Here is a 13,691-nt window from a genome sequence, read left to right as displayed (position 1 = left end):
GCATATTTAGGTGTGATCGGGGCCACCGCCTGCTCGCTTATTGAGTTGTGTCAAGCCTCATGCTTATTCGCATAGGCTACCTTGTCTTCGTCCAGCTGGCTACGAATACCAGCGGGCGTACGACAGATATAGTCCAGAGCAGGTTGCGCTCGGCGATGCAGAAGCATGTGCACGCTGCGTTCACAGCTGAACGCAGGCAGAAGCGACAACCCGTCATTGTAGTCACCGAGAGCTGAATCCTAAACCATCACTGGACGGTCAGCGCTCCTCTGAGATTCCCGCTATCCATATCTTGCGCCATATTCTAGACAACGAAAGCCGATCCGCCATAGGATCGGCTTTCGCTTTAGTATCTTATATAACCGGCAAGGCCAGGGCTCGGGCTTTACCGCGCGTTCTTGTTACTGTTGTTTTGTTCCCCGCTCATCGCTGCCGTTGGCGCCGGGTGCGGCGGTCTTGGGCGCCGATGTGCTCGTAGGTTGCGCTGTCCCGGTTCCGCTGCTTTTTACCTCAGCGTCAACCCGCTTGTCGCCCTTTATTGTCGTATTGCCCGCCGGTGTGCTGGCGTTTGATTCGGTCGGCTTCACATCGTCTGCCGAACCGCCTGCGTCGGCCGCTCGCTTTCCTTGAGGCGTGGCGGCCGACGCCGGAGCGGATCCCTTGCTTGGCCGCCCTTCCACAGCTTTGCTGTCTGTGCCGTCAGGCTTATTGTCCGTCGGCGCTGCTCGCGAACCATCGTTTTTCGAATCAGGCGAGGTTTGTTCGTTGGCCGAAGTCCCCGCGGTCCGAGCATCACCGCTGTCATTAGGATCTGCGGGCTTGCTGGCATCACTGCCCGGCGCCGTGCCAGGCTTCGCACCTGCTTCTGCGACCCCTTCAGTGGCGGACGCTCCCGGAACAGCCTTTTGTTCAGACTCCTCGGGAGGTTTTTTGTTCCTGTTTACGTACGCAAGCCAGCTTTTTCTGTCGCTGTTGACGAACTTGTTCCCTCCGTACACGGGACGGTAAGCTTTAGGCTTTGCGAATGTCGTGACCGGCCGACCGGCCAAGGCGCGCGTGACGACTTCCTTAAACAATGTCGCAGGATATTTGCCTCCGGTAGTTGTCAGGTAATGATCCTTGTTCGTTTTCTCATAGCCCAGCCAGATGGCTGCAACGATTTCCGGAGTATAGCCCACAAACCAGGCGTCTTTAGAGCCATCAAGCGGCTTGCCGCGTTTATCTTGAAATTCGGGTATGTCGGGAAGCTCGGTCGTACCCGTTTTTCCCGCCACAGGCCTGTGCATACGGGCACCGCGCTCAGTGCCTTCGGTGACGACTTTTTCCAGCATTTTCGTCATGGTATAAGCCTGGCTTGCATCCATCATCGGTTGAACGTCGGGTACGGCTTCTGCCACCAGCTTGCCTTGCTGATCTACAATCTTCGTGATCGCATAAGCTTGAGCCATGTTTCCACCATTGGCAAACATGGTGTACGCCTGCGCCATCACAAGAGGGGACGTGCCCTGCTGCATACCTCCAAGCGCGATACCGAGTGTCCTGTCCGCGTCCTCCAGCGGCAAGCCTGCCTGTTTACCAAATTCGATCGCTTTGTCCATGCCGACTTCCTTCAGCAGAGCAACTGCAGGTATGTTATATGATTCGACTAATGATTTTTCCAGCGTCACCCAACCATTGAGTTTTTTCATGTAATTCATCGGCTTGTATCCGCCGCCGAAATCCGTCTCGACATCATGGATGTGATCGCGCGGGCCGAAACCCGCCAGCAGCGCAGGCGCGTACACCAAGACAGGCTTGATGGTGGAGCCGGGTTGACGTTTGTTTTGCGTAGCGTAATTGAAGCCGCGGAAATCCTTCACCGCATTTCTGGAGCCTACGATGCCCCACAGCGCCCCGGTCTTAGGATCCATTAAAACTATCCCGCTTTGCAGACCGCCTTTATCCTCCGGAAAAAACGAAGCATTCTTATATACTTCTTCCGCTGCGGCTTGAACTTTAGGATCCATATTGGTGTGTATGTGTAAACCCTGCGACAAAATCTGTTCTTCCGTCATTCCGAATTTGTCAATCGCCTCGTTGATGACATGGTCGATATAGGAGGAGGGGTAGCTGTCCGTTGTTTTCAGAGCCGTCTGGCCGACAATGCGGATTTCTTCCTGTTTGGCGGCATCCCTTGCTTCTGCCGTAATTTTCCCCTGTTCTGCCATCAGGTTCAGCACCAGGTTTCGGCGCGCCTTCGACTGTTCCGGCTTTTTCACGGGTGAGTAATTAATGGGAGACTTCGGAAGCCCGGCCATAAGGGCGCTTTCAGCCAGTGTTAATTCGGAAGCTTTTTTGCCAAAATAGACCTGCGCCGCCCGCTGTAGTCCCCAAGCTCCCTCGCCGAAGTAGATGTGATTTAAGTACAGCTCCAAAATTTGATCCTTGGTATAGGAATGTTCGATTTTAATTGAAGCGACTGCTTCATTTAATTTTCTGGAGTAGGTTTGTTCCTCGGAGAATAGCATAGTTTTGGCGAGCTGTTGGGTGATCGTGCTGCCGCCCTGTACGGTTTCGCCCGATTTCAGATTCGTGTAAAAAGCACGCGCTATGGCGTAAAAATCAATACCGTTGTGCTCATAAAATCGGGCATCCTCGACCGCGATCACCGCGTCAAGCAGCGTCTGCGGGAATTGGTCCAGCGTCGTATACTGCATACGGGCATTGGTCAACTCGGTAATCACGCCGCCGTTTCTGTCATAAAAAAACGCCGCACGAGGAGGCTCTTTGCTTAGCACGGTAATATCTAGATTGCGATACATCGACTGATACAGGGACCAACACCAGAGGCATCCAATGAGGCCTATGACAATCACGAAAGAAACGATGACGAGAAAATATAGCCTTTTTTTGGACGCCGCGACTGATTGTTGCTCAGTTTGATGTGAATTATCCATTTGGACACTCCCCCAAAATTTGCGGTTTTTTACATACTTACCCATAACGAAGCCACAATGAAACAACTATATTGTCGAAAGCCTGTCACCCTATCAAAAAATTCGCGGCATACGCACATTTTGTTGCCGTGGGGTTTGTGCAACAGCGGGGTGGGCGTCTTTGCCGCGCACGGTTACAATGTCCGCAGCGTGGCAGTTGTCCAGCTTGCCGCACACAGGAGTTTACACGATATTGGCAGTGTCAGGTGGGCAGTTGACTGGGGCGGTCGCCTCGTAAGAAGTCACGGAGACGCCCCGGTGTGTTGGCGTTGGGCTTGGCGTGCAGCGATAGGTTGGGCGGCAGGGCAGAGGGTGTGGTATAATAATGATAAAATTATTTTTTGGAGTGATCAACTGTAGTATGGAAAAGAAACCCACGTTGATGCTCGTTGACGGGATGGCACTGTTGTTTCGCGCTTATTACGCGAATTCATACGGCGGCTACATTCGCAGGACGGCTTCAGGTATACCGACCAACGCTATTTACGGCTTCATCAAATATTTTCTCGACGCGATTCGCACATTTGCCCCATCTCATGTTGTCTGCTGTTGGGACATGGGGAGCAAAACGTTCCGCTCAGATAAGCTGCCCAGCTACAAAGCCCACCGGCCGGAACCCCCTCTGGATCTCATTCCCCAGTTCTCGCTGATCAAAGAAGTCGTCGAAAGCTTCGGCGTTCCGAATATCGGTTTCGAAGGCTTCGAGGCAGATGACTGCATCGGCACGTTGGCCCACCGGTTCAGCACAGAGATGGATGTGTATGTACTCACCGGAGACCATGATATGCTGCAACTGGTGGCCGACCGAGTGAAGGTAATTATTATGAAAAAAGGCGCATCAAACTATGCTGTGTATGACCCGGAATTCCTCTTGTCCGAGAAGCAATTGACAGCCGCCCAATTCATTGATTTAAAAGGCTTAACCGGTGACACGAGCGACAATTATCCCGGAGTCAAGGGGATTGGCGAAAAGACGGCTGTCAAACTACTGCTCGAGTTTGAGTCCATCGAAGGTATATTGGCGAACCTGCCGGCCCTGCCGAGAGGTGTGAGAGCGAAGATCGAAGCCGATCTGGAGATGCTCCATCTATGTAGAGAGCTTGCTACGATAAGACTGGACGCTCCTATAGATTGTGTGCTCGATGATTGCCTGTGGTGTCCCGACCCTCAAGTATTGAGAAATCAGTTTGAACACCTGGAATTCCAAAGCTTATTGAAAGAAATAGCTAAAATCGCCAGCGCATCCTGACCGTGCGGTACGTTCATGGGTGCCGCGCATGATAAGACATGGCGTCGGATGGGGTAACTTCGCCGGTGCAACGTCTGCCCTGGCATCACGCGGCCTTGTCGGAACTCCTCCGGAAGGGCTTTTTTTTATGCGGAAAATGCCTGAGCTGCATAAAGCTGGCGTGGTAGAGCACATAATAGTTGCAGGACTGGGAGGCTGTTGCTGCGAAATCCTCGCACCGGATCACGGTACTAGGTTACCTTCTCACAGAAACGAGGTCTGAGATGATGGCACGATTTCTAGTAAAGCTGCTGCTGGGCAGTGTGGTGTTGATTCCGCTTTTGTATTATTTAACGGCGGCGGACGTATCGGAGATTGTTACAGCGGTCGTTTTGTTTCTTCTGATTGATTTTTTTGTCGGTGATCAATTCATTCTGAGGCTGACCAACAACATGGTGGCCACCGTGGCTGATGCCGGTGCGGCCGGTATATATTTTTGGCTGGTCGCATATTGGAATGAATGGGATTTAACGGCCTCAGAGCTGCTGGCTGTCGTTGTCGTCGTCGGACTGTTCGAGGCCATCTTTCACCGTATATTGGGTATGTGGGATGCCGGCCGCGGAGCGATTTAATCAGGTACCGGGTGTTTTCGGTTACACCGGGATGCGGCGGAAAGCCCGAGACTGACACCCGGACCCGGCGCTTGGTACACATGCAATTAACATCCGAACTCCTCATGTCAGCCTGTGTTTATAAGGGAGGACGAGCGCGAGAGGGCAAGCGGGTGTTATTTGTCGTCCAGCGGAGGATGATAGCGTTTCCGACCGGGATAATATATAATGAAATGTGCGTGAAAACGCAAACGGTAGGAGTTATCAAATTATTTTATATGCCGGGAGGAGCATTGCAAATGAGCAATATTGGAGTATGGGAAAATGCGGAGCCGGGTGTCAAGCGGAAGATTTTCGAGCCTGGGAAATCCATGATGATGATGGAGGTTCATTTCGAAGCAGACGCCGAAGGATATGAGCACAGCCATCCGCATGAACAAATGTCTTATGTGCTCAAAGGGAGATTCGAATTTACGATCGACGGGCAGACGCATGTGATCAGTCAGGGCGACACCATCTACATACCAAGCGGCGCGAAGCACGGGGCCAAAGCGCTTGAAGCAGGCGTATTATTGGATGCGTTTACACCTGTGAGAGAAGACTTGGTGAAACGGTAACTTCAACGTAGTTAGGCGGAATGAGCTGCAGTATCGGCGAACTGCCGCGCATTAGTTAGCATAAGTGATTGTCACAAAAAACAGAGATCATCCGGCCTGCGAAAGCGGACCTGCGAGATCTCTGTTTTTTTAGGAATGGTGAAATTTGAATTGCGGCTAGATATCGGTGAAATTGATTGCGCCGACTACCTGCTGCAGGAACGTGGTTAATTCAGCGGCCTCTTGCTCAGTGATCTTGTATACATGCTCGAGGTAGCCTTCCTCTTCCAGATCGTCCGGCCCGATTACCGCGGTCCGTCCCGACTGCAGATCCGTGACTAATTTTTTGCCATAAAAACGGTTCGTATTTGTGATCGCGAGATCAAAACGGCGAAGACTTTCGCCTACGAAACAGACGAAACGGGTGGTTGTTTCCTCGGTCGAATCATATAAATAATCGAAATCATGCATAAATGTCTTTCACTCCGTTCTTCTCATGATTAGCGCTGTAAAACCGATTATACATGAAGTGAGGTGTCGGGCGAAAGGCCGTGATACTATTTCACATCGGTCATTTTCATTTTGGGTTAAACATGATAGAATTTATAGAATACTAGTCATCTGCAAGAGAACTTATACATGAATCGGAGGCTGTGCCTTATATGTCCAAACCAAAAATGAGAAGCGATATGATAAAAAAAGGCTTCGACCGTGCGCCGCACCGCAGTTTGCTGCGCGCGACGGGCGTTAAAGAGGAAGATTTCGATAAACCGTTTATTGCTGTGTGTAATTCTTACGTTGACATCATCCCCGGTCACGTTCATTTGCAGGAATTTGGTAAAATCGTGAAGGAAGCAATCCGCGAAGCGGGCGGCGTACCTTTTGAATTTAATACGATCGGTGTGGATGACGGCATCGCGATGGGCCACATCGGAATGCGCTATTCGCTGCCCAGCCGCGAAATCATTGCGGATTCTTTGGAAACTGTAGTGTCTGCGCATTGGTTCGACGGTATGGTCTGTATTCCGAACTGCGACAAAATCACACCGGGCATGATGATGGGCGCACTTCGCGTGAATATTCCGACGGTGTTTGTGAGCGGCGGCCCGATGAAAGCCGGCAAGGACAAGAACGGCAGATCTATTTCGCTGTCATCCGTGTTTGAAGGCGTGGGCGCTTACCAAGCGGGTAAAATCGACGACGCGGGATTGGAAGAATTGGAGCAATTCGGTTGTCCTACTTGCGGCTCCTGTTCCGGTATGTTCACAGCTAACTCGATGAACTGTTTAGCTGAAGGCCTCGGTTTGGCTCTTCCGGGCAATGGCACAATTCTGGCGGTAGCGGAAGAGCGCAAAGAGTTTGTTAAACGCTCCGCGAAACAATTGATGGAGCTGATTCAAAAAGATATTAAGCCGCGTGATATCGTCACGATGGAAGCAATCGATAACGCGTTCGCACTGGATATGGCAATGGGCGGTTCTACGAACACAGTATTGCACACGTTGGCATTGGCTCATGAAGCGGGCTTTGAATATCCGATCGAACGCATCAATGAAGTAGCGAAGCGCGTTCCTCATCTGGCTAAAATTGCACCTGCGTCCGATTATCACATTGAGGACGTGCATAACGCGGGCGGCGTGAGCGCGATCATCAATGAGCTGCTCAAGAAACCGGGCGCTTTGAACGGTGACTGCATCACGGTAACAGGGAACACGCTGCGTGAAAATGTCGCAGGCTGCGAGATCGTCGACAAGAATGTCATCCGGCCGCTCGACAACCCACATAGCCAGGAAGGCGGTTTGGCCGTACTGTTTGGTAATCTCGCGCCCAACGGCAGCATTATCAAAGTCGGCGCGGTCGACAAAGAAGTGGGAGGATACCACAAGGGACCGGCGATTTGCTTCGATTCGCAAGAGGATGCCTTGTACGGTATTGCCAACGGCAAAGTCAAAGAAGGACACGTAGTTGTTATCCGGTACGAGGGTCCAAAGGGTGGTCCGGGTATGCCGGAAATGTTGGCACCGACTTCTCAAATTGTTGGTATGGGACTTGGGGCTAAAGTTGGTCTGATCACTGACGGCCGATTCTCCGGTGCTTCCCGCGGTATCAGTATTGGTCACATTTCACCGGAAGCAGCGGAGGGCGGTCCGATTGCATTCGTGGAAGACGGTGACATCATCGAACTGGATTTGAAAAACCGTACCATCCAGCTTCAGATCTCCGATGAAGAGATGGAGCGCCGTAAAGCGAATTGGAAAGGCTTCGAGCTCAAGGTAAAAACAGGCTACCTGGCCCGCTATTCCAAGTTAGTTACAAACGCGAGCACCGGCGGCGTGATGAAAGTATAAGTTTTTGCAGCGTTGTGCAGTTGCAAAATCAACCGAGTGCATGAGTATGTGCTCGTGCCCTGATGCATGTGGCAATGCCAGCACTGTGCTCGTGGCCTGATGCATGTGGCAATGCCGACACTGTGAGCGTGTCCTGAGCCGCTGGCAATGATGTGGCCTTACCGAGACTGTGCGCCGGCGCCGGCTGATAGATTCTATTGCAATGTGTGTGCAGCTATGATATTATGGTAATAATTTCAAATCATCTGAGGAAGCACCTCTCTTACCATGTGTAGGAGTGGTGCTTTTTTGCGTTTGAAAACACTAGAATGGAGGAATGCAGTTTGCAAATCATGTTCTTAAACAGCTTGGAGAAAAAAGTGGGAGAGGAGCAGCTACTAACTGCACAAGTCTCGATCAGCGGCAGCGAGGGCGAATGGATTGTATTGTGGCAGGAAAGCGAAGCCGCTGGGCAGTCATCAGTTAAAACCTGGTACGAAGGAGCGAGCGTGGAGGAGATGTTGTCAGCCTTCCGCACAAACATTTTTAATAAACAAACCGAAGGCTTCAAGCCAGTGCTGGATGTCTCCATACAGCCCGAGCCTTTGTCGCTGGATAAGCGTTCCGTACAAATTCGGCTGCTGCACTATTACAGTGAGCTCAATGTGAACCGTGAACTGTACGAGCAGCTTAGGCAGTGGCGATTGAAACAAGCGAACAAAGAGGCGAAAGCACCTTTCCTTGTCGCAACCAACCGTATGCTGCAAATGATCACCGCCTTCTTGCCACACACGCCTGAGGAGCTGCAGCAGCTGCCGGGCATGGGCGCAGGCAAGGTCGCGGCCTATGGCGGTGAGCTGCTGGCAATGGTGCAGAGCTATGAGCGCTCCACTTCGTTTCCGTTGAATTGGGTGGAAAGCATGATCAATCCTTCCGAGTTTCACGCTTGGCTGCAGTCGGAAAAAGACCGCAAAACGAGAGCTGAACAAAACAAGCAGGAGATCAAGCGCAAGCTGCTGGAAGCGATCACGCGCGGCGACGATCTGGAAGCAGTGCGCGAACAGATGCAGCTCCATCGCAGAGAGCTGCTGCTGCGGATTGAGGAGCTTGACCGCGATGGCTATGATCTGGAAGCATACGTTGAGCAAATGCTGCAGAACATACCTGACGATCAGCAAAGCCTGGCATGGTCTGCCTTCCAATTGCAAGGAGACCGTTATTTGAAGCCAATTTTGCACTCTCTGTACACTGAGGACGAGCTGGCGGGTAAAGAAGTGGATCGTATCTACGAATGGCTGAGGCTGCTGCGAATCAAATTCCGCCGTGCTCAGTCCTCCGATCAAGCTGCAGCAGTATAAACGCTTGATAGTTGTACTGTCGATTAAGGGCATGCTGGTCCGATTGGGCAGTGACTGAAAAGCGCCCACATGTCAATTGGGATCGGCACTGCTGCCGGTCTCTGAACTAATCATATTATCTACTCAGTCATACATAGCACATCAGTATCATAGACAACCCAATCCACGCATTCATTTTACAACTAGCACAGGTATGTTGGCACGCTGGACGATCTCGTGGCTCACACTGCCTAGGACAAGTTCTTTCAATGCTCCCATGCCCCGGCTGCCTATTACAACGAGATCAAATTGATGTTCGTCCGCATAATCTAAAATAACCGGTGCAGGCGCTCCACCGTCCAACAGTGTTGCTGTTGAGAACGGCAGATGCGAAATACGCTGCCTGGCTTGTTCTACAATTGCTTCAGATGCCTGATACAGCTCGGCTTGAACCGGCGCAGGACCTGTCACGATTGTATCGCTGATAACGAGGTTGGCTATCTGAAACACATGCACCACTTCCAACGTGGCTTGAGTAAATACTTGCTTCAAAGAGATTGCTTTATCTAAAGCGATCTTGGCAGTCTCCGATCCGTCATAAGCGACCAGAATTTTCTGAAACACCGCAATCACCCCATTTTTAAGTGCATATCAGGCCGCACCACCGTACCACAGGATCGGCTTCTGATATTGCAGTATTGCAAGGTATTACCCTGCACGGCTGAGATTGACCCATAGAAAAAGCCCCTGCCTGCGGCGGATGCCGAGCAGAGGCTGTGATGTGCGGCTGCTCAGAGCCAGTCTTTTTTGCGGAACAAAATTAACATCGAGATGCCGATTAACAGCATGAAAATAACAGTTGCTACACCGCCGTACTCCCACTCGAAGCCTGGTACATAGTCGAAATTCATACCATACATCCCGGTGATAAAAGTGAGCGGCATGAAAATTGTAGTTATCGCGGTGAATACCCGCATGATTTCATTCGCCCGATTGGCCACGCTGGATTGGTAAGCCTCCCGCAAGTTGCCCATCAAATCGCGGAACGTGTCGAACGTTTCGGAAATCTTGACCGCATTTTCGTAAATGTCGCCGAAATATTTCTTCAGCGGTTCACTAATCAGCTTAAGTTCACGTTTGCTCAAGGTAGCGATCACCTCTTTTTGCGGTACGAGCACTTTCTTAAGCCATAATATTTCACTGCGTAATCCAACGATTTCATTTAAATGTGACTTTTTGGTATGAAGTAGTATATCCTCTTCGAGCGTCTCGATTTTCGCTTCGATTCGATCGCCGACATTCGTGTAGTTATCAACGACCAAGTCGACCAAGTGGTACAAAAACCGGTCTGGAACAGCGACCTCCTCCTGCCATAGAATCGGCTTTAGCGCCCGAAGTTCATTGATCTTTTGCCGCGTGACGGTGATGATGTAATGTTTGCCGAGAAAAATATTCAAAGCACGCAGAAATATTTCTTCATCGTCGAAACGTATACTGTTAATCACAATGAAATAATTATTGTCATACAATTCAATCTTTGGCCGCTGTTCTTCTTCCATTAAGCAGTCTTCCACTGCCAATTCATGAAGATTAAATAATGGCTGCAAAATTTCCAGATCGTCCGTGCCGGCGTCAATCCAATAAAAACCGTGTTCGGGTGGTTCAGCCGCAACGGTTATATCATCAATTAATGTAAAAACGCCGTCCTGCACTAAGCGTGTCTTCATCTGTCTCACCTCGGGTCATAATGATGCATCGTGAGGAACACAGACGGAACTAACGTCGCCAATTCGAGCAAAACGGCTGTAGCCTGTTGTATGGGTTGCGTGGTCATGTCACGCGGTGTATGCTAGAGGCTGCTCGGCGCATGCGAATCGGTGGTTGCCCGCTGGCGTTCCCAACGAAGTTATTCGGTTGTTGAAGTTATTCGGTTGTTGTTGAACGTAGATGGTACTCCTCGGGTCTCCGTCCATTCGGCTGCTGCACCCCTTTGCTATTATTGTCGAATACTTGTCTAGTATAACGCGCCATTTTCCACACATCAAGGAGAAAACGCACGGTGCTGCGGCTGCGCCTGAGCGATTGGGGCACCAGCCGGGTTGCTGTCCATTTGTGATATTGTATGCGTACATGCGGCAGGTTGCGATGATTAATCCAAACTTTCAATCATGCTCGAAGCACGCTTCTTGACGGGGCCGAATTTTTCGTTTAAAGTATTGCTATATACACAACTGAATATAACTGGTTTTAAACTCTTATCAAGAGCAGGTGGAGGGACTAGCCCGATGACACCCGGCAACCGACAGACCTTATGCAGCGCAGCAGCGCGAAGTAAGGAACGCACGGTGCTAATTCTTGCGGAAGCGATGCGCTTCTGAGAGATGAGAGAGGACATTTGTTGATAACAAGGCCTTTCTCGTTTGCGCGATGAAGGCCTTTTTCATTTGCCTTTTTTGCGGGAACTGGATTTTTTCTACATACAAAAAGGAGTGATGATGCATGCCTATCAAGATTCCAGATCATCTGCCCGCCAGAGAAATACTTCAGAACGAGAACATATTTGTGATGGATGAAACCGTCGCGTTCCACCAAGACATTCGGCCGCTCCGAATCGCTATATTGAATTTGATGCCCACCAAAGAAACCACGGAGACGCAGATTTTGCGCGTTATCGGCAACACGCCGCTGCAGTTGGAGTTTGTACTCCTTCATCCGGGCACCCATACATCCAAGAATACCTCGGCCGAGCACCTTAATCAGTTTTACAAAACATTCGCGGATGTCAGGGATCAACGGTTTGACGGGCTCATTATCACCGGTGCTCCGGTAGAGCAGCTGGAATTCGAAGAAGTGAACTATTGGAATGAGCTGACTCAGATTCTGGACTGGAGCCGAACCAACGTCACATCCACTTTTCATATTTGTTGGGCGGCGCAGGCGGGCCTGTACCATCACTTTGGAATCCCGAAGTATCAGCTGGATGAGAAGGTATTCGGAGTATTCCCCCATTTGATCACTAAGCAAAATGTCAAGCTTCTGCGGGGCTTCGATGAAACGTTCACTGTACCGCAATCACGCCACACGGAGGTACGCAAGGAAGACATTGAGAAGGTTCAGGAGCTGGAGATCCTGTCCGACTCGCCTGAATCCGGAGTGTACATTGTCGCCACGAAGGATGGCAGGCAAATCTTCGTCACAGGGCATTCGGAGTACGATGCATGTACGTTGAAGGCCGAGTATGACCGCGATGTGCAGAAAGGCTTGGACGTTCCGGTGCCGAAAAACTATTATCCCAACGATGACCCGACCAAGCAGCCGCTCGTTTCATGGAGAGCTCATGCGAACCTGTTGTTTTCAAATTGGTTGAATTACTATGTGTATCAGGAAACCCCGTATGATCTTCACAAGGAGGAGTATTCCATATGAACGAGCAACACGCTCATCTAAGGATAGAGAGCCAGCTGGCACAAATCGGCTCTCTCGAGGAGCCCGTCACGGGTGCGATCAGCTTTCCGATTTATCAATCGACGGCGTTCCGCCATCCCAGGCTAGGGCAAAGCACGGGCTTCGATTATGCCCGCACGAAGAGTCCGACCCGTAAGGTACTGGAAGATGCGATCGCTGGACTGGAGTCCGGCGACGCCGGTTTCGCCTGTAGTTCCGGCATGGCGGCATTGCAGACCATCTTCGCCCTATTCAGCCAGGGTGATCATCTGATCGTTTCGCTGGACTTATACGGCGGGACCTACCGTCTGTTGGAAAAAATCATGTCCCGATTCGGGGTCACCGCGACTTACGTGGACACGAACGACCTCGACGCACTCGAATCGAGCTGCAACCCCAACACCAAGGCGGTACTAATTGAGACGCCGACGAACCCGCTCATGATGATAACCGATCTGGAGCTCGTGTGCGGCTGGGCGAAGAAGAAGGGCATCCTATCCATTGTTGACAACACGCTGCTCACGCCATTTTTCCAGCGTCCGATCGAACTGGGGGCCGATATCGTCATTCACAGCGCTACCAAATATTTAGGCGGACACAATGACGTGCTTGCCGGCTTAATCGTGACCAAAGGCAACGAGCTGTCCGAGCAGATGGCGTTTCTGCATAATTCCATTGGCGCCGTGCTTAGTCCGCAAGACAGTTGGCTTCTGGTGCGCGGTATGAAAACGCTCGCTATCCGTATGGAACGGCACCAGCACAATGCCGCCCAAGTGGCGAATTTCCTTTTGCAGCATCCGCAGGTTGAATCGGTCTATTATCCGGGACTCGAGAGCCACCCGGGCTATGAGATTCAGAAGCGCCAATCCTCGGGTAACACAGGCATCTTTTCTTTTAAGTTAAGGGATGCCCGATACGTTGAACCAATATTGCGGCACATCAAGTTAATTGCATTCGCAGAAAGCTTGGGCGGTGTTGAATCCCTGATGACGTATCCGGCGGTGCAAACTCATGCTGACATTCCTGAGGAAATACGACGCCAGATTGGCGTGGACCACCGGCTTCTGCGCTACTCGGTAGGCATTGAGCATGCCGATGACCTGATAGCGGACCTAGCGAGGGCGATTGATCTTGCGCATGCCGAAATCGAAGGAGCATAGCGGCCATTTTCAG

The 13,691-nt window shown here is 51.1% G+C and carries 11 protein-coding genes and 1 riboswitch; of the genes, 7 read left to right on the top strand and 4 right to left on the bottom strand.

Annotated features, from left to right (window positions below; genetic code table 11):
• Window positions 1-401 precede the first annotated feature (401 nt).
• The gene (locus CBW46_RS13070) at window positions 402-2,936 is read right to left on the bottom strand and encodes a transglycosylase domain-containing protein (protein WP_089200448.1); all 2,535 of its coding nucleotides are present in this window, start codon (window positions 2,934-2,936) and stop codon (window positions 402-404) included.
• 364 nt (window positions 2,937-3,300) lie between these two features.
• On the opposite strand from CBW46_RS13070, the gene CBW46_RS13065 reads away from it, so the two are divergent.
• The 3 genes from CBW46_RS13065 (at window position 3,301) to CBW46_RS13055 (ending at window position 5,431) form a co-directional block, all read left to right on the top strand.
• The gene (locus CBW46_RS13065) at window positions 3,301-4,224 is read left to right on the top strand and encodes a 5'-3' exonuclease (protein WP_243633301.1); all 924 of its coding nucleotides are present in this window, start codon (window positions 3,301-3,303) and stop codon (window positions 4,222-4,224) included.
• 263 nt (window positions 4,225-4,487) lie between these two features.
• On the top strand, window positions 4,488-4,835 hold the full coding sequence (locus tag CBW46_RS13060) for a DUF2512 family protein (protein WP_089200446.1): 348 nt from the start codon (window positions 4,488-4,490) through the stop codon (window positions 4,833-4,835).
• A 278-nt stretch (window positions 4,836-5,113) separates the two neighbouring features.
• Complete coding sequence (locus CBW46_RS13055) at window positions 5,114-5,431, top strand: cupin domain-containing protein (RefSeq protein WP_089200568.1); 318 nt, start codon at window positions 5,114-5,116, stop codon at window positions 5,429-5,431.
• Between the two features lie 156 nt (window positions 5,432-5,587).
• Here CBW46_RS13055 and CBW46_RS13050 read toward each other — a convergent pair whose 3' ends face one another.
• Window positions 5,588-5,881 carry a DUF3055 domain-containing protein gene (locus CBW46_RS13050; RefSeq protein ID WP_089200445.1) on the bottom strand — a complete coding sequence of 98 codons (294 nt, stop codon included), beginning with the start codon at window positions 5,879-5,881 and terminating at the stop codon, window positions 5,588-5,590.
• 191 nt (window positions 5,882-6,072) lie between these two features.
• On the opposite strand from CBW46_RS13050, the gene ilvD reads away from it, so the two are divergent.
• Both ilvD and CBW46_RS13040 read left to right on the top strand, forming a co-directional pair.
• A complete protein-coding gene (ilvD, locus tag CBW46_RS13045; protein ID WP_089200444.1) occupies window positions 6,073-7,758 on the top strand; it encodes a dihydroxy-acid dehydratase in 1,686 nt (561 codons plus the stop codon).
• Between the two features lie 332 nt (window positions 7,759-8,090).
• On the top strand, window positions 8,091-9,095 hold the full coding sequence (locus CBW46_RS13040) for an HRDC domain-containing protein (protein WP_243633308.1): 1,005 nt from the start codon (window positions 8,091-8,093) through the stop codon (window positions 9,093-9,095).
• 171 nt (window positions 9,096-9,266) lie between these two features.
• Here the strand turns inward: CBW46_RS13040 and CBW46_RS13035 are convergent, their stop codons facing one another.
• Both CBW46_RS13035 and corA read right to left on the bottom strand, forming a co-directional pair.
• Window positions 9,267-9,698: a universal stress protein gene (locus CBW46_RS13035; RefSeq protein WP_165842291.1), complete on the bottom strand. Its 432-nt coding sequence runs from the start codon at window positions 9,696-9,698 to the stop codon at window positions 9,267-9,269.
• 167 nt (window positions 9,699-9,865) lie between these two features.
• Window positions 9,866-10,801, bottom strand: coding sequence for a magnesium/cobalt transporter CorA (gene corA / locus CBW46_RS13030; protein ID WP_089200441.1), 936 nt, complete (start codon window positions 10,799-10,801; stop codon window positions 9,866-9,868).
• Between the two features lie 525 nt (window positions 10,802-11,326).
• Window positions 11,327-11,462: riboswitch (SAM riboswitch) on the top strand.
• Between the two features lie 111 nt (window positions 11,463-11,573).
• On the opposite strand from corA, the gene metA reads away from it, so the two are divergent.
• Window positions 11,574-12,500, top strand: coding sequence for a homoserine O-acetyltransferase MetA (gene metA / locus CBW46_RS13025; protein WP_089200440.1), 927 nt, complete (start codon window positions 11,574-11,576; stop codon window positions 12,498-12,500).
• A complete protein-coding gene (locus CBW46_RS13020) occupies window positions 12,497-13,678 on the top strand; it encodes a PLP-dependent transferase (protein ID WP_089200439.1) in 1,182 nt (393 codons plus the stop codon). Before metA ends, CBW46_RS13020 begins: the two co-directional genes overlap by 4 nt.
• The last annotated feature ends 13 nt before the right edge of the window (window positions 13,679-13,691 follow it).

It is taken from the genome of Paenibacillus xerothermodurans (assembly GCF_002220865.2).
GTDB lineage: Bacteria > Bacillota > Bacilli > Paenibacillales > NBRC-103111 > Paenibacillus_S > Paenibacillus_S xerothermodurans.
The sequence above is the reverse complement of the archived record's forward strand: the minus strand, read 5'-3'. Positions and strand labels throughout refer to the sequence as shown.